Annotated in this window: 15 protein-coding genes and 1 tRNA gene; 11 read left to right on the top strand and 5 right to left on the bottom strand. The window is 70.0% G+C overall.

From position 1 onward, the window contains the following. Nucleotides 1-54 precede the first annotated feature (54 nt). The 5 genes from ABZ441_RS02610 (at nt 55) to ABZ441_RS02590 (ending at nt 4,182) form a co-directional block, all read left to right on the top strand. The gene (locus tag ABZ441_RS02610) at nt 55-522 is read left to right on the top strand and encodes a peroxiredoxin (RefSeq protein ID WP_358967267.1); all 468 of its coding nucleotides are present in this window, start codon (nt 55-57) and stop codon (nt 520-522) included. A gap of 250 nt (nt 523-772) precedes the next feature. Then, nucleotides 773-1,348 carry a TerD family protein gene (locus tag ABZ441_RS02605; protein WP_031092601.1) on the top strand — a complete coding sequence of 192 codons (576 nt, stop codon included), beginning with the start codon at nt 773-775 and terminating at the stop codon, nt 1,346-1,348. A gap of 151 nt (nt 1,349-1,499) precedes the next feature. Then, nucleotides 1,500-2,075: a TerD family protein gene (locus ABZ441_RS02600; RefSeq protein WP_358967263.1), complete on the top strand. Its 576-nt coding sequence runs from the start codon at nt 1,500-1,502 to the stop codon at nt 2,073-2,075. A gap of 69 nt (nt 2,076-2,144) precedes the next feature. Further along, nucleotides 2,145-3,296 carry a DUF475 domain-containing protein gene (locus ABZ441_RS02595; protein WP_358967260.1) on the top strand — a complete coding sequence of 384 codons (1,152 nt, stop codon included), beginning with the start codon at nt 2,145-2,147 and terminating at the stop codon, nt 3,294-3,296. A gap of 151 nt (nt 3,297-3,447) precedes the next feature. Then, nucleotides 3,448-4,182, top strand: coding sequence for a Tellurium resistance (locus ABZ441_RS02590; protein ID WP_205019939.1), 735 nt, complete (start codon nt 3,448-3,450; stop codon nt 4,180-4,182). A gap of 33 nt (nt 4,183-4,215) precedes the next feature. Here ABZ441_RS02590 and ABZ441_RS02585 read toward each other — a convergent pair whose 3' ends face one another. After that, nucleotides 4,216-5,100: a TerD family protein gene (locus tag ABZ441_RS02585; RefSeq protein WP_358967257.1), complete on the bottom strand. Its 885-nt coding sequence runs from the start codon at nt 5,098-5,100 to the stop codon at nt 4,216-4,218. 211 nt (nt 5,101-5,311) lie between these two features. On the opposite strand from ABZ441_RS02585, the gene ABZ441_RS02580 reads away from it, so the two are divergent. The 4 genes from ABZ441_RS02580 to ABZ441_RS02565 all read left to right on the top strand — a co-directional run bounded on the left by ABZ441_RS02580 (nt 5,312) and on the right by ABZ441_RS02565 (nt 10,638). After that, complete coding sequence (locus ABZ441_RS02580; RefSeq protein WP_358967254.1) at nt 5,312-6,472, top strand: HpcH/HpaI aldolase/citrate lyase family protein; 1,161 nt, start codon at nt 5,312-5,314, stop codon at nt 6,470-6,472. 8 nt (nt 6,473-6,480) lie between these two features. Next, nucleotides 6,481-9,006, top strand: a complete 2,526-nt coding sequence (locus ABZ441_RS02575; protein ID WP_358967252.1) for a phosphoribosyltransferase — start codon at nt 6,481-6,483, stop codon at nt 9,004-9,006. A 20-nt stretch (nt 9,007-9,026) separates the two neighbouring features. Next, a complete protein-coding gene (locus ABZ441_RS02570) occupies nt 9,027-9,917 on the top strand; it encodes an HAD family hydrolase (RefSeq protein ID WP_358967249.1) in 891 nt (296 codons plus the stop codon). A 61-nt stretch (nt 9,918-9,978) separates the two neighbouring features. After that, complete coding sequence (locus ABZ441_RS02565; RefSeq protein WP_358967247.1) at nt 9,979-10,638, top strand: O-methyltransferase; 660 nt, start codon at nt 9,979-9,981, stop codon at nt 10,636-10,638. Between the two features lie 47 nt (nt 10,639-10,685). On the opposite strand, the gene ABZ441_RS02560 is transcribed toward ABZ441_RS02565, so the two are convergent. The 4 genes from ABZ441_RS02560 to ABZ441_RS02545 form a co-directional block, all read right to left on the bottom strand. After that, nucleotides 10,686-10,901, bottom strand: a complete 216-nt coding sequence (locus ABZ441_RS02560; RefSeq protein WP_358967245.1) for a zinc ribbon domain-containing protein — start codon at nt 10,899-10,901, stop codon at nt 10,686-10,688. A 9-nt stretch (nt 10,902-10,910) separates the two neighbouring features. Then, nucleotides 10,911-11,498: a DUF4383 domain-containing protein gene (locus tag ABZ441_RS02555; RefSeq protein WP_358967243.1), complete on the bottom strand. Its 588-nt coding sequence runs from the start codon at nt 11,496-11,498 to the stop codon at nt 10,911-10,913. A gap of 135 nt (nt 11,499-11,633) precedes the next feature. Beyond that, nucleotides 11,634-13,001, bottom strand: a complete 1,368-nt coding sequence (locus tag ABZ441_RS02550) for a hypothetical protein (RefSeq protein WP_358967241.1) — start codon at nt 12,999-13,001, stop codon at nt 11,634-11,636. Between the two features lie 70 nt (nt 13,002-13,071). Beyond that, a complete protein-coding gene (locus ABZ441_RS02545; RefSeq protein ID WP_358967238.1) occupies nt 13,072-13,845 on the bottom strand; it encodes a DUF4097 family beta strand repeat-containing protein in 774 nt (257 codons plus the stop codon). Nucleotides 13,846-14,045: 200 nt separating this feature from the next. Here ABZ441_RS02545 and ABZ441_RS02540 point away from each other — a divergent pair. Together ABZ441_RS02540 and ABZ441_RS02535 are read left to right on the top strand one after the other, a co-directional pair. Beyond that, nucleotides 14,046-14,120, top strand: a tRNA-Val gene (locus ABZ441_RS02540). Between the two features lie 241 nt (nt 14,121-14,361). Further along, entirely contained in the window at nt 14,362-14,580 is a 219-nt protein-coding gene (locus ABZ441_RS02535; protein WP_358967235.1) for a DUF6243 family protein, read from the top strand. The last annotated feature ends 689 nt before the right edge of the window (nt 14,581-15,269 follow it).

Raw genomic sequence — 15,269 nt, 5'->3', positions numbered from 1 at the left:
ACCCGGACGGCCCAGGCCGGGTAAGTGCGACGTTCGCGAAGGGACGCGTTTCACATGGCGATCGAGGTCGGCACGCAGGCTCCGGATTTCGAGCTGAAGGACAACCACGGACGAACCGTGAGGCTCTCCGACTTCCAGGGTTCCGACGGCGCCAAGAACGTGGTGCTGCTCTTCTACCCCTTCGCCTTCACCGGCGTGTGCACGGGGGAGCTGTGCGCGCTCCGCGACGAGCTGCCGAGGTTCGAGAACGCCGACACCCAGCTGCTCGCCGTCTCCAACGACTCGATCCACACGCTGCGCGTCTTCGCCGAGCAGGAGGGCCTCGAGTACCCGCTGCTCTCGGACTTCTGGCCGCACGGGCAGACCTCGCGGGCCTACGGCGTCTTCGACGAGGAGAAGGGCTGCGCGGTGCGCGGCACGTTCGTCATCGACAAGCAGGGCGTCGTCCGCTGGACCGTCGTCAACGGCCTGCCGGACGCGCGGGACCTGAACGACTACATCAAGGCACTCGACTCGATCTGATCCGAGGCGGCCGGGGGACCGGCCGCGTCCGTTCTCCCGGGCGCCCCCGGCCGCCCCGCGCGTGATGCGGGGTCCGGGATGCGCGGATCCGGGGTTTGCGGCCCGCCGTATCAGGGGATCTCCTGGCGGCGACCGGCCAAAAGCCTGTTTTCGCCGGGAACCGGTCACTAGGATCCAATCGTTGATCCGATGCCAACGCACGACGGGGGTGCTGGTGTCTGCCGGCCCTCTCAAAACTTTTGGAGGACTCGTGGGAGTCAGCCTCAGCAAGGGCGGCAACGTCTCGCTGACCAAGGCCGCGCCGAACCTGACGGCGGTCATCGTCGGTCTGGGCTGGGATGCCCGGACCACCACCGGCGGTGACTTCGACCTCGACGCCAGCGCGCTGCTGACGAACGCCGAGGGCAAGGTCGGAAGCGACGGGAATTTCGTCTTCTTCAACAACCTCAAGAGCCCCGACGGCTCGGTCGAGCACACCGGTGACAACACCACCGGTGAGGGCGAGGGCGACGACGAGGTCATCAAGGTCAACCTCGCCGGTGTCCCGGCCGATGTCGACAAGATCGTCTTCCCGGTCTCGATCTACGAGGCCGAGAGCCGGCAGCAGAGCTTCGGCCAGGTGCGCAACGCGTACATCCGCGTGGTGAACCAGGCGGACAACAGCGAGCTCGCCCGCTACGACCTCAGCGAGGACGCCTCGACGGAGACCGCCATGGTCTTCGGCGAGCTCTACCGCAACGGCGCGGAGTGGAAGTTCCGCGCCATCGGCCAGGGGTACGCCTCGGGTCTGCGCGGTATCGCGCAGGACTTCGGCGTCAACGTCTGAGCAGGTCCGGAGGATCCTCCGGACACATCAGGACCCATCACGTCCGGCGCCGCACCCCGTGCGGCGCCGGACGTCTCGGCAGGGCACCCCGCGTCCGTCAGGCGTCCGTGCCGAGCCGGAAGACCGTCCAACGACTCGGGGAGGACACACCATGGGCGTCACGCTCGCCAAGGGAGGCAACGTCTCCCTCTCCAAGGCCGCACCCAATCTCACTCAGGTGATGGTCGGGCTCGGCTGGGACGCACGATCCACGACGGGAGCCGACTTCGACCTCGACGCCAGCGCACTGCTGTGCCAGTCGGGCCGGGTCCTCGGCGACGAGTGGTTCGTCTTCTACAACAACCTCACCAGCCCCGACGGCTCCGTCGAGCACACCGGTGACAACCTCACGGGTGAGGGCGAGGGCGACGACGAGTCGGTCATAGTGAACCTCGCTCAGGTCCCGGCGCACTGCGACAAGATCCTTTTCCCGGTCTCGATCCATGACGCCGACAATCGCGGGCAGAGCTTCGGTCAGGTGAGCAACGCCTTCATCCGCGTGGTGAACCAGGCGGACGGCCAGGAACTGGCGCGGTACGACCTCAGCGAGGACGCGTCCTCGGAGACCGCGATGATCTTCGGTGAGCTCTACCGGTACGGCGGGGAGTGGAAATTCCGTGCAGTCGGACAGGGGTACGCGTCGGGGCTCCGGGGCATCGCTCTAGACTTCGGGGTCAACGTTTCGTAAAGCCGCGCACTGCGCGGTGGAGCCCCGTACTCACCGGGGGAGACCCGTACACACATGATGGGGTAGCCAGTGGTTCTGAAAACCTTCGGCTGGTCGTTCGCGGTTACCGCGCTCGGTCTGGTCGCAGCGGTGTTCTACGGGGGGTGGCAGGCATTCGGCATCGTCGCGATCCTGTCGATCCTGGAGATCTCGCTGTCCTTCGACAACGCGGTGATCAACGCCGGAATCCTGAAGAAGATGAGTGCCTTCTGGCAGAAGATCTTCCTCACCGTCGGTGTGCTCATCGCGGTCTTCGGTATGCGGCTGGTCTTCCCCGTCGTGATCGTGGCCATCAGTGCCCAGCTCGGTCCCATCGAGGCCATCGACCTCTCGTTCAACGACCCTGACCGGTACAAGGAACTGGTGACGGACGCCCACCCGTCCATCGCTGCGTTCGGCGGCATGTTCCTGCTCATGATCTTCCTCGACTTCATCTTCGAGGACCGTGACATCAAGTGGCTCGGCTGGCTCGAGCGCCCGCTCGCCAAGCTCGGCAAGGTCGACATGCTGTCGGTCTGCGTCGCGCTGATCATCCTGATGATCACGGCGATGACCTTCGCGACCCAGGCCCACCAGCACGGTGGCGGCCACGCGAACAAGGCGGAGACCGTCATGCTCTCGGGCATCGCCGGTCTGATCACCTACCTCGTCGTCGGCGGTCTCTCCGGATTCTTCGAGAACAAGCTCGAGGAGGAGGAGGAGCGCGAACACGAGGCGGAGGAAGAAGCCAGGAAGGCGGGCAAGTCCCCCTCCGCGGTGGTCCTCGCCGGCAAGGCGGCGTTCTTCATGTTCCTCTACCTCGAGGTCCTGGACGCGTCCTTCTCGTTCGACGGCGTCATCGGCGCCTTCGCCATCACCAACGAGATCGTGCTGATGGCCCTCGGCCTCGGTATCGGCGCCATGTACGTCCGTTCGCTCACCGTGTACCTGGTCCGCCAGGGCACCCTGGACGACTACGTCTACCTGGAGCACGGCGCGCACTACGCGATCGGCGCACTGTCGGTCATCCTCCTCGTCACCATCCAGCACGAGATCAACGAGATCATCACCGGTCTCGTCGGCGTCGTGCTGATCGGCTGGTCCTTCTGGTCCTCGGTCCGGCGCAACAAGCGGCTTGCGGCGGCCGGCGGCGACGGCGGCGACGGCACCGATTCCAAGGCGGAAGTCTCCTCCGGGGTGTGACCCGGTAGGGATTGAGGAACGCTCTCTCTGCGGGGCGGCCCACGGCGGCGGTTCTCCGGGAACACCCGGACCCGGCCCGGTGGCCGCCCCGCAGTGGTGTGGGCCGTACAGCAGGGGCGGGCGGTACTTACCGATACATGTGGGGGTTGGGATGGCCTTCTGGGACGGCCTGTTTCCGCGGCGGGCGTCGCAGTTCGAGTCGGGTAACTCCGCGACGAACGCGATCGTGCTCTCCAAGCGGAACGCCACGGTCTCTCTGAACAAACAGGGCGCGCTGTCGGGCAATCTGCGCGTCAACCTGTCCTGGCGGATGCGTACGTCGGACATCGGCGGCAGGTCGCGGCAGAGCGGCCGGCTGCTGCGTCCGCTGAAGCTCTTCCAGCCCGACGTCGTCCAGGCGCACACCCAGGGCATGGTCAACGTAGACCTCGACCTGGGCTGCATGTACGAACTGGCGGACGGGACCAAGGGCGTCGTGCAGCCCCTGGGCAACCTCATCGGCGACCTGAACACAGCGCCGTACATCAGGCTCAGCGGCGACGACCGTTTCGGGGCTCCGTCGGGCGAGACCGTTTATGTGAACCTCGACAAGCGCGACGAGATCAAGCGGCTGCTGTTCTTCGTGTACATCTACGACCAGACCCCGGCGTTCGACCGTACGCACGCCAAGGTGACGCTCTACCCGGGCAACGGCCCGCGCATCGAGATCGAGCTGGACGAACGGGCCCCGCAGGCCCGCTCCTGCGCGGTCTTCACGGTGGAGAACGTCAAGGGCGAGCTGATCGTGCGCCGCGAGGTGAAGTTCGTGTACGGCTTCCAGTCCGAACTGGACCGGATGTACGGCTTCGGCATGCAGTGGGGACGCGGCTACAAGACGCGGGCCTGAGTGCCCGCCGGGAAGGGCGGCCGCGCCTCCGGTTCACGACCGGAGGAACTGCGGGCCCTGCGGGGGGAGCACGAAATTCGGGTCGGCGGCGTGTGCCGCTGCCGCCGCGGGCTGCGGGTAGCCGTACGCCGGCTGGGCCGCGGGCTGGGGATAGCCGTAGGCGGGCTGGGGGGCCGCCGTGGGCGGCTGCGGGTACCCGTAGGCGGGCTGGGGCGCCACGGGCGGCTGTGGATAGCCGTAGGCGGGCTGCTGGTGCTGGACCGTGGCCTGCGAGTCCGGTGCGGGGGTGTCCGGTGCCGGAGGGAAGGGCTCGGACGGGTCGGGAGCGCCGGGCACCGCCGCCGGGCCCGGCTCCGAGGCCGCCTCGGCCTCGTCCACCGAGATGCCGAAGGCGGTCGCCAGTCCGACGAGGCCCGTCGGGTATCCCTGCCCCACCGCCCGGAACTTCCAGCCGTCACCGCGCCGGTACAGCTCGCCGCAGATGACGGCGGTCTCCTCGCCGGTCTCGGCCCGTACGTCGAAGACCGCGAGCGGCTCACCGTCGGCGGACGCAGCGTCGTACAGCGATATCCGCAGGTCCGTGACCCGCTCGAACGCCGCCTCGTCGCAGGACGCGGCGATGACCACCTGGGCCACGGAGGGGTCGAGCGAGGAGAGGTCAGCCTCGATCGTGTCCGTGAGACCCTCGGGACCGCTGCGCTTGGGCAGACGCCGCACGAGGCCCGAAGGGTGCCGCGGCTGGTTGTAGAAGACGAAGTCCTCGTCGGAACGCACCCGGCCGGAGGGATCGATCAACAGGGCGGAGGCGTCCACGTCGGGGACTCCGGCGCCAGGGGTCCAGCGCAGCACGGCCCGTACGGCCATGGCGTCGAGAGGGACGTTCGAGCCCTTCAGCATCGCGTGCGTCATGGCGGTCATCCTGCCTGCTGGAGGGGCGTCCGGACAACGCGGGGGTACGGAACAGTAGGCCGGTCATGGTTCGAGGGGAGCACGCAGGCGCGCCGTGCGGAGTGTGAGATACGCCGGGGACACCCGAAGTTCACATGGCCGGGGAACCGGCGACACCCGCCCGAACGTACTATTACCGGCCATACGTTTATCCGTCTCTATGGCAGTACGGGGGAATCACATGCGTCATTTCGGGCACATCTCGCCGGCTGTCCGGGAGAGTCTGTTCTTCAGGGAGCCGTGCGAATTCGACGCGGGTTCCTCCTCCCACCTGCTGTCGGTGGCTCTGGGTGCCACGCTCTACAGCCCCGCGACGCGGCCCAGGCTCGCGGACGACGTGATCAAGCAGACCGGGCAGGGCGTCGTCTCCATGGTGCTCTGCCTGGAGGATTCCATCGACGACGCCGAAGTGGTCGGCGCCGAGGCCAACCTGGTCCGGCAGTTCGCCGATCTCGACGCGCGGAACGCCGATGTGCCGCTGCTCTTCGTCAGGGTCCGCGAACCGGAGCAGATCACCGACCTCGTGCGGCGGCTCGGAAGCTCCGTCCGATTGTTGTCCGGATTCGTACTACCCAAATTCACGGAGGAGCGGGGCGAGCTCTTCCTGGAAGCTCTGACCGCGGCCGAAGCGGACAGCGGGCACCGGCTCTTCGCCATGCCCGTCCTCGAGTCGCCCGAGCTGCTGCACCTGGAAACCAGGGGCGAGACACTCCAGGGAATCGCCCGCACCGTCGACAAGTACCGTCGGCGGATCCTCGCGCTGCGGCTCGGCGTCACCGACTTCTGCTCCGCCTACGGTCTGCGCCGGGCCCCCGACATGACGGCGTACGACGTCCAGATCGTCGGCGCCGTCATCGGCGACGTCGTCAACGTGCTGGGCAGGTCGGACGGCACCGGCTTCACCATCACCGGGCCCGTCTGGGAGTACTTCCGCCTCCAGGAGCGCATGTTCAAGCCCCAGCTGCGCCGCAGCCCCTTCATGGGACAGGCCGAGGAGCTGCGTACGGCACTCATCGAGCACGACCTCGACGGGCTGCTGCGCGAGATCGAGCTGGACCGGGCCAACGGGCTGCTCGGCAAGACCTGCATCCACCCGTCGCACGTCCTGCCCGTGCACGCGCTGTCCGTCGTCAGCCACGAGGAGTACACCGACGCACAGGACATCCTGCGACCCGAGCGGGGCGGCGGCGGAGTGCTGCGCTCCGCGTACACGAACAAGATGAACGAAGTGAAGCCGCACCGCGCCTGGGCCGAGCGGACCCTGCAACGGGCCGAAGTGTTCGGCGTCGCGCGTGAGGACGTCGGCTTCGTGGAACTCCTGGCCGCCGGTGTGACGAGCTGAGCGCGGACATGGACGAGCGCGGGCGGGCGAACGAGCCCCAACGGGAGGAAGAGGCAGTGGACGTGGAGTGGTCGGGTGACTGGGTCGCGGGGCGGCTCGGGGTCGAACTCGCCGGCGGCGGGGAGATCCGGGAGCTGCTGGGCCTCGCCCTGCGCCGCAACCCCAAGCGGGCTCATCTGCTCGTGTCGAACGTCCTGGGCAAGCACGTGCCGCAGCGGCCGTCCGTCGTCCACGGCGTGGGCTTCGAGCTCGGCGAGCGGGTGCGCGACCTCCTGGGCGAGGCGGAGGCCCGCCGCGCGGTCGTCCTCGGCTACGCGGAGACGGCCACCGGCCTCGGCCACGCCGTCGCGGACGGACTGGGGGTGGCCCCGTACCTCCACTCGACGCGGCGCCCCGTCACCGGGGTCGCACAGGCGGGCGGCTTCGAGGAGGCGCACTCGCACGCCACCTCCCACCTGCTGCTGCCCGAGGACCCCGACCTGCTGGCCGCCGGAGCGCAGGGCTCGCCGCTGGTCCTGGTCGACGACGAGTTCTCCACCGGCAACACCGTGCTCAACACCATCAGGGCCCTCCACGCCCGCTACCCACGGGACCGGTACGTCATCGTCGCCCTGGTGGACATGCGGTCCGAGGCCGACCGGGGACGGCTCGCCGGCTTCGCCGAGGAGATCGGAGCCCGCGTCGACCTGGTGGCCCGCGCCCGTGGCACCGTGCGTCTGCCGGACGGGGTCCTGGAGAAGGGCCGGAGCCTGGTCGCCGCGCACGAGGCCGGCGACACCGTGGGCGAACCGCCGGCGCCGCGGTCCGCCCCCGCACGCGTCACCCTCGACTGGCCCGCCGGTGTGCCCGACGGCGCGCGCCACGGCTTCACCCCCGCCCACCGGGCGGCCCTGGAAGCCGCACTCCCGGCCATGGCAGGCCGCATCGCCGACGCCCTGGGCGATGCCCGGCGGGTGCTCGTCCTCGGCTTCGAGGAGCTGATGTACGCGCCGCTGCGCCTGGCCACCGCGCTGGAGGACGCCGGCACGGCCGACGTCCGCTACTCCACCACCACCCGCTCACCCGTCCTCGCCGTCGACGACCCCGGCTACGCGATACGCAGCCGTCTCGTCTTCCCCGCCCACGACGACCCCGCGGACGGGCCGGGCGACCGGTACGCCTACAACGTGGCGGGGGCCGGCTTCGACGCCGTCGTCGCCGTCGTCGACTCCACCGCAGACACCCCGGCGCTGCACGCCCCCGACGGACTGCTGGCACGGCTGGCCGGCCACACCGACCAGGTGCTGCTCGCGGTCGTTCCGTCGTACGTTCCGACGCCGGCCGCCGACAGGGTTCCGACGCCGGACGCAGACACGGTCCGGACGCCGACCTCGCACAGGCAGGAAGATGCCATGCTGCCCGAACCCCTCCGGGGTCCCGCCTTCTCCTCCTACGCCGCGGAGGACGTCGGCTGGCTCCTCCAGGACCTCTCGGACACCCGCCTGGAGGCTCCCACCGAGGAGCGTGAGGAGGCGATCCAGAGCGGGGGCGCCCACTACGCCGAATCACTGCCCGTCGAATACCAGCCCAGCGCGCAGTACCAGGAACTGTTCAAGGCCGCTCTGGACACCTCGGCGGCCCGCATCGCGCGGGCCGTCGGCATTGTCACCGAGACGGTCCTCGCCGAGCGGGGTCCCCGCCCCGTCCTGGTCTCCCTCGCCCGGGCCGGTACCCCCGTCGGCGTCCTCATGCGCCGATGGGCCCGGCACCGGCACGGCCTCGACCTGTCGCACTACGCCGTCTCCATCGTCCGGGGCCGTGGCATCGACGCCAACGCCCTGCGCTGGCTCGCCGCGCACCACGACCCGGCGGACGTCGTCTTCGTCGACGGGTGGACCGGGAAGGGTGCCATCACCCGCGAACTCGCGGCGGCGCTGGAGGACTTCGAGGGCTTCGACCCGGAGATCGCCGTACTGGCCGACCCCGGCGGCTGCGTACGGACGTACGGGACGCGCGAGGACTTCCTCATCCCGTCCGCCTGCCTCAACTCGACCGTGTCCGGGCTGATCTCCCGAACGGTCCTGCGCGCGGACCTGGTCGGGCCGCACGACTTCCACGGCGCGAAGTTCTACCGGGAACTCGCCGGCACCGACGTCTCCGGCCTGTTCCTCGACACCGTCGCCGCCCGCTTCGACGAGGTCGCCGACGCCGTGGACGCCGAGGCCAAGGAACTGCTCGCCGCGGACCGCGCCCCCACCTGGGAAGGATGGGGGGCCGTCGAGCGGATCAGCGAGGAGTACGGCATCCACGACGTGAACCTGGTCAAGCCCGGTGTCGGCGAGACGACGCGGGTGCTGCTGCGGCGCGTCCCCTGGAAGATCCTGGCCAAGCGGGGGGCCGGTGCCGACCTCGACCACGTACGGCTGCTCGCCGAGCAGCGCGGCGTGCCCGTCGAGGAGGTCGGAGAACTCCCGTACACCTGCGTCGGGCTGATCCACCCCAAGTACACCCGCGGCGCCACCGGCGCGGACGGCACGACGGTGAAGGGGAAGTGAGCGAAACCGTGGAGACGCCCGTGAACACACCTCTGGACGGACCCGTGACCGAGCCCCTGAGCGCCGCTGCGCACGCCACCCCGGGCGGCCCCGTGACGCTGGTGGCCAGTGACCTCGACCGCACCCTCATCTACTCGGCGGGGTCCCTCCAGCTGACGATGCCGGACGAGCAGGCCCCGCGCCTGCTCTGCGTGGAGGTGTACGGCCACGCACCCCTCTGCTACATGACGGAGACGGCCGCCGCGCTGCTCGACGAACTGGCCCGCACCACGGTGTTCGTCCCGGCCACCACCCGTACCCGGGAGCAGTACGGGCGCATCCACCTGCCCGGCCCCGCCCCCCGCTACGCCATCTGCGCCAACGGCGGACACATCCTCGTCGACGGCGTCCTCGACCCCGACTGGCACGACCACGTGCTCCGCCGGATCGCCGGCGAGTGCGCCTCCCTCGCCGAGGTCCGGGCCCATCTCCAGTCCTCTGCCGACCCTGCCTGGTTGCTCAAGGACCGGGTCGCCGAGGACCTCTTCGCCTACCTCGTCGTCGACCGTGCCGCCCTTCCCGAGGGCTGGGTGAAGGAGCTGTCCGCCTGGGCGGACGCCAAGGGATGGACCGTCTCCCTCCAGGGCCGCAAGGTCTACGCCGTACCCAAGCCGCTCACCAAGAGCGCCGCGATGCAGGAGGTGGCCCGCCGGTGCGGTGCCACGCTGACGCTCGCCGCCGGTGACTCGCTCCTGGACGCCGACCTGCTGCTCGCCGCCGACCGGGCCTGGCGTCCGGGCCACGGCGAGCTCGCCGACTGCGGCTGGGGAGCACCCAACACCGAGGTGCTCCGGGAGCGGGGCGGCGCCGCGGGAGAGGAGATCCTGCGGCGTTTCCTGCGCGCGGCAGACCCCCGGCGGGCGGGTCGCTGATCGACGCAGGACGTGCTCCTCGGCAAGCTGGTGAGGGACACCGCGAACCGAGGAGACGCCGATGACCAAAGGCAACAGCACCAAGATCACCGACGAGCTGTACGCGTACACGCTGGCCCACAACCCTCCGCTGGACGCGGTGCAGCAGGAGCTGGTGGAGACGACCTACGCCGAGCTGCCGGGTGTGGCCCAAATGCAGTCGGCGCAGGAGCAGGGGCCGCTGCTCGCCTTCCTCGTCAGGCTGACCGGTGCCAGGCACATCGTCGAGGTCGGTACGTTCACCGGCTTCTCGGCGCTGTCGATGGCCCGGGCGCTGCCCGCCGACGGGGTGCTGATCGCCTGCGACATCTCCGAGGAGTGGACGGCGTACGGCCTGGAGGCCTGGAAGAAGGCGGGTGTCGCCGACCGGATCGACCTGCGGATCGCGCCCGCGCTGGACACCCTGCGCGCGATGCCGGACGAGCCGCACATCGACATGGCGTACCTGGACGCGGACAAGGGCAACTACATCGCGTACTGGGAGGAACTGGTCCCCAGGATGCGCCCCGGCGGCCTCGTCGTCACCGACAACGTCCTCTTCCACGGAGGTGTCACCGATCCGCTGGCCACCGGGGACACCGCTGCCATCAGGGGTTTCAACGACCATGTGGCCGCCGATGCCCGGATGGACAGCGTGCTGCTGACCGTGTCGGACGGGCTGACGCTCTCGCGCAGGACGTAGCGGGGGCGCCGCTCCTGCCCGCGCGAGAGGTGGCGGGGTGCCTCGGGTCAGCCGCAGCAGCCGCCACCGCAGCAACCGCCGCCGCCCGCGGGCGCGGAGGCCGGTGCGGAGGAGGCCGAGCCACCCACCGCCACGGTGGAGAGCAGTTTCACGGTGTCCTCGTGCCCGGCGGGGCAGGAGGCGGGATCGGACGACTCGGCCATGGGGCGGCTCAGTTCGAAGGTCTCGCCACAGGGGCGGCAGCGGTACTCGTAACGGGGCATGGCCCCAGGTTAGATCCTCTTGCCCTTAGTGACCTCGGGCATCGGACCGGGAGCCCGGCGCTCCTGCCGTGCGACCTCCTCGGGGTGGCGGGCCCGCCAGTAGGGATTGTCGTGCGCCAGGCCGCCGCTGACCCTCCCGTACATGCCGAACGTCATGAGCAGCAGCCCGGCGATGAAGCTGAACAGGACGTTCTGCATCTGGAAGGCCAGGAAGTTCATGCTGCTGTCCAGCAGAGCCAGATTCACGAAGCCGCTGACGATGAAGGCGATGCCCAGGACCATGTTCAGGGTCGAGGCGAAGTTTCCGCCGATGACCATGCCGACGAAGAGCAGCAGCCCGACGCAGATGGACAGGATGCTCAGCGCGCCGTTGGTGTTGAGGCCCCCCACCGTGTCGCCGCCGGTGTCGAAGAAGCCGATGCGGTCGATGAGGCCCAGGATGCCGAAGGCGAGGAGCAGCAGGCCCATCAGGCCAGCCCCCACACGGTAGAAGCGGCTGAGACTGTGATCGACGGGCAGGTGTTCGTCGAGGCGGATGGCCTTGCGGCGGACGGGCGTGCCGCGTCGGTGCGCGGGATGCAGGACGGGTGCGGCCATGACGGCCTCCTTCGGCCGAATGCGGCCATGACGCCTCGGCGGGAGCCGCTGCGTACTACCAGGATCGGCCCGCCGGCCGCGGTGGACAAATCAGCGCTTGTCGGGCTGGCCGGCGCCTGTCGACCGGGTGTCGCGTCAGGCGCCGCCCCCCAGCTCCTCGCGGATCGCGGAGACCACCCGGTTCGCCGTCTGCCGGACGGCCTCCGTCTCGGTGAGGAAGTGCCAGTAGTCGGGGTGGCGCCCGTCGAGCCCGGCGACCGCCCGGTCCAGCCGCGCCACCGCGTCGTCCAGCGGGCGGGCATGGCGCGGGTCGGGCGTGTTCCGCCCGGCCATCGCGAGGCGCTGGGCGTCGCGGATCGCGAACCGGGTGCGGTCGATCTCGGCCTGCGGATTCTTGGCCACCGCGTCGAGCCGCTGCAGCCGGTCGCCGGCGGCGGACACCGCCTCGTCGGTCGCGTTGAGCAGGGCCCGGACCGTACCCAGCCGGGACGTCGCATCGGCCCAGTGCTGCTCGGACCGTGCCCCGGCGGCCTCCGTCAGCTTCGCCTCGGCCTGCCGGACATTCACCGCCGCCTGCTCGGGAACCGGCTGCAGGTCCTGCCAGCAGGCGGCCGAGAAGCGCCGCCGGAGCTCGCTGAGCACCGGCTCGACCTGCCCGGCGCGCGTCGTCAGCGCCTGGGCCCGGGTGCGCAGCGACACCAGTCTGCGGTCGATCTCGGCGGCCCGCTCGGGAAGCCTGTCCGCCTCCGACCTGACCGCCTCCGCGTCCCGCAGCACCTGGTCGGCACGCTGCAGTGTCTCGGCCACGCCGTGCTGCCCGGCGCCCTGGTTGAGCTTGGTCAGCTCCGGGGCGAGAGCCGCGAGCCGGGCGGCCAGATCGTCCGCGCGCAGCCCGGACGCGCGTACGGCGTCCAGGGCGTTACTCGCGGCGAGCAGCGCCTGACGGGCGCGCTCCACGGCGGGAGCGAGCCGCGCGAGCTGGGTCTCCGCGCTGCTGAGCAGCGTCCCGAGTCCCTGGGCGAACCGGTCGAGCTCACCCTTCACCCGTACGAGCTCGTCCTTGGCCCGGGTCAGCTGGGTCCGCGCACCGGCCGCAGCCGAGGGTTCCAGGTCGTCCCGGTCGAGGTCGTGGGCGTCGACGGCGGTGATGTACTGATGGCTGACCTCGTCGATCCGCCGGCCCAGAGCGGCGAAGTCCTCCGCGGCCTTGCGGGCGCGGGGGGAGCTGTCCACGGCGGTGATCGTCTCGATGGAGATCCGCAGATCGCGCTGAGCGGTGTCCAGCTCGTAGAAGGCGGCTGCCGCCGCGTCCTTCGCCGCCTGTGCGTCGGCCCGCTGATTCTCCCCGCGGCCCCCGAACCAGCGCCGCGTGCCGCCGCCCGCGAAGGCGCCCGGCAGTGCCGCGAGGACCAGGGGGACCGGCAGCAGCATCAGCACCAGGACGTCCCTGACAGCGGAACCAGCACTCGCTTTCCCCTGCGGCCGCGTAGGTGTCGCCGTCACATCCCTCTCCCGTGCCGATTCGCCCTGCCCGGTTCATTCTCGCACCAGTTAGGACGAACGCACGGGCCGGTTAGTTCGCACTTCGCACAGTGACTTCGCCGTTGTCGCTGCGGGCCTTCACCACGTGCCTGCTGCTCTCGCTACGGGGCACGTCGACGGAGACCTCACCGTTGTCGGCCTCCGCGGACACCGCGTACGCCCTCTTCCCGGCCGGCAGGGCGATGGAGATGCTCCCGTTGTCACTGACGGTGTCCACGAGGTCCGGGGCCCGGGTGAGGCCGATCCTGACCGACCCGTTGTCGGAGCGAGCGATCACGGACCTGCCCGATACCCGCGCGGCCTCGATCGAGCCGTTGCCGGAGTCCAGTTCCAGCGGCCCGGAGACGTCACGTACATCGATCTCGCCGTTGTCGGCGGAGATCTTCAGCGGGACGTCGAAGCCGGCCGCGGTGACCTTCCCGTTGTCCCCCCGCACGGTCAGGGCCATCCCGCGGGGCACCTTCACCCGGTGGTACGCCTCACAGTTGCTGACGACCCCCCGGCACTTCACCTCGAGCCTCAGCTCGTCCCCCTCCAGCTTCCACACGGGGTCCGGCCCACTGCCCAGCATCACCCACCCGTCGACACGGCGGGTCACCTCGATCCGCTCCACGTCGGCGGGCACGAGATCCAGGATCGAGTTCTCGGCTTCGACGGTGAGCGTCCTACCGCCGAAGGCGAACGACTTGTGCTCCGCGGGGGCGTCCTCCGCATCCGTACCGCCGCAGCCGCTGAGCGCGGCGACGAGAAGCGCGGTCCCGGCGGTGGCGACGAGGGCGTCGGTGCGTCGTGAACGGATGGTCATGGTGTCAAGTCCCCCTGAGAGCGCTGCCGATGTGGCTTCACCGTATGTACGGACCCGCCCCGGGCACGATCCGGACGGCTACCGTCTCCGGGGTGGGGGTATCCCCACCCCGGACACCCGCGGGCCCGGGGGAGCGACGGGGGCAGGTAACCGGATTGCCGCCGGGGGGCGTGGGCCATGTAATCTGTTGGCTCATCCACGGGTGCGTAGCTCAGGGGTAGAGCGCTGCTCTTACAAAGCAGATGTCGGCGGTTCGAAACCGTCCGCGCCCACCAGCGGGAAGCATGACGAAGGCCCAGGTCACCGGTACTGAACCGGGAGCCTGGGCCTTGCTCGTCCAGCAGCCGAGGGGGCGGGGAGGAGGCGTCGTGCCAGTGACGTGCCGGATGCTTCGCCGGACTCCGCCGGCAGGGCCTTCCCGAGAGCATGATGGCCCGTGCTGACGTCCTTGGACGTCGCCGCCCGCCCCCTACCGACGAATCCGCAGATCACTTCACATCATTACCGGGAGAACCCGTGACCGTGAGCAAGAACATCAACAACCCCGTGGGCATGGGCGGCGGCCAGCGCAAGAGGCTGTCCCGCGCCGAACGGCAGAACAACGGTCCGCACCGCAACCTCGACCGCCAGGGTGCGGCCGACCAGAAGGCGGAGCTGGTGCGCAAGATGCGCGAGAAGGCAGGCGCAGCCGAGGGCGCCGGGCAGACGGGCGACGACGACCCCGCAGAGAGCTGACGCACCGCCGCCGCAGGGCGGCACCGCACGGGGCAGGGCCCGGACCGCGACGCGCGGTCCGGGCCCTGCTGCCGTACCGGGCGCCGCCGCTCCCGCTCAGGTCTTCGCCGACCGCCCGGGGCGGCGGTCGGCGAAGGTCCGGCACCGGACGCGGCCGGGGGATCGCGGACGCCCGCAGGCCTCGTGTTCTCCGTGGGTGGGCGCTGTGTATGTCCGGTGCGGCTGGGCACAAGGCAGTCGTCGGGCCGCCCGCTCGCGACTCGGCCTTCGCATGTATGTTCACTTGATCTCGATAATTTGCTTACCGAACCTACCCATCGCTGACGGGTTGAAGCTGTCCGGTGCCCTCGTGGGTGGCGCCGGACCGTCGGAGACCCTGGTGGCGCGGCATGTCCGGCTCTCGTGAATTCTGGGGGGCGGACTGGTCGCGATGCTTGATTTTCGGGCGAATTGCTCAGCTTCGTGATCGCGGTGGAGGTGTGAGGGGTGGGTTCCGCCCTGGCGCCTCATGTGCACAATGACTCGTCCGCTGATCACACTTTTGCTGTTCTGAACCCGAGCGACACGGAACGTCCTTCTAAGATTGCGAACTCTTTCTTGTCAGCACATCTGGTACGCCTGGTGATCCCCTCGCTCCGTGCGACACCCGCTGCCCCCCACGGTGTTTCCGCTCGACGCGCGAGGAGGCG

Source organism: Streptomyces sp. NPDC005752, from assembly GCF_040630715.1.
GTDB lineage: Bacteria > Actinomycetota > Actinomycetes > Streptomycetales > Streptomycetaceae > Streptomyces.
The sequence above is the reverse complement of the archived record's forward strand: the minus strand, read 5'-3'. Positions and strand labels throughout refer to the sequence as shown.

Coding starts and splice junctions, on each gene's coding strand:
- ABZ441_RS02610 (WP_358967267.1), top strand. CDS start 55: ATGGCGATCGAGGTCGGCACGCAGGCTCCGGATTTCGAGCTGAAGGAC.
- ABZ441_RS02600 (WP_358967263.1), top strand. CDS start 1,500: ATGGGCGTCACGCTCGCCAAGGGAGGCAACGTCTCCCTCTCCAAGGCC.
- ABZ441_RS02590 (WP_205019939.1), top strand. CDS start 3,448: ATGGCCTTCTGGGACGGCCTGTTTCCGCGGCGGGCGTCGCAGTTCGAG.
- ABZ441_RS02585 (WP_358967257.1), bottom strand. CDS start 5,100: ATGACCGCCATGACGCACGCGATGCTGAAGGGCTCGAACGTCCCTCTC.
- ABZ441_RS02580 (WP_358967254.1), top strand. CDS start 5,312: ATGCGTCATTTCGGGCACATCTCGCCGGCTGTCCGGGAGAGTCTGTTC.
- ABZ441_RS02575 (WP_358967252.1), top strand. CDS start 6,481: ATGGACGAGCGCGGGCGGGCGAACGAGCCCCAACGGGAGGAAGAGGCA.
- ABZ441_RS02565 (WP_358967247.1), top strand. CDS start 9,979: ATGACCAAAGGCAACAGCACCAAGATCACCGACGAGCTGTACGCGTAC.
- ABZ441_RS02560 (WP_358967245.1), bottom strand. CDS start 10,901: ATGCCCCGTTACGAGTACCGCTGCCGCCCCTGTGGCGAGACCTTCGAA.
- ABZ441_RS02555 (WP_358967243.1), bottom strand. CDS start 11,498: ATGGCCGCACCCGTCCTGCATCCCGCGCACCGACGCGGCACGCCCGTC.
- ABZ441_RS02545 (WP_358967238.1), bottom strand. CDS start 13,845: ATGACCATCCGTTCACGACGCACCGACGCCCTCGTCGCCACCGCCGGG.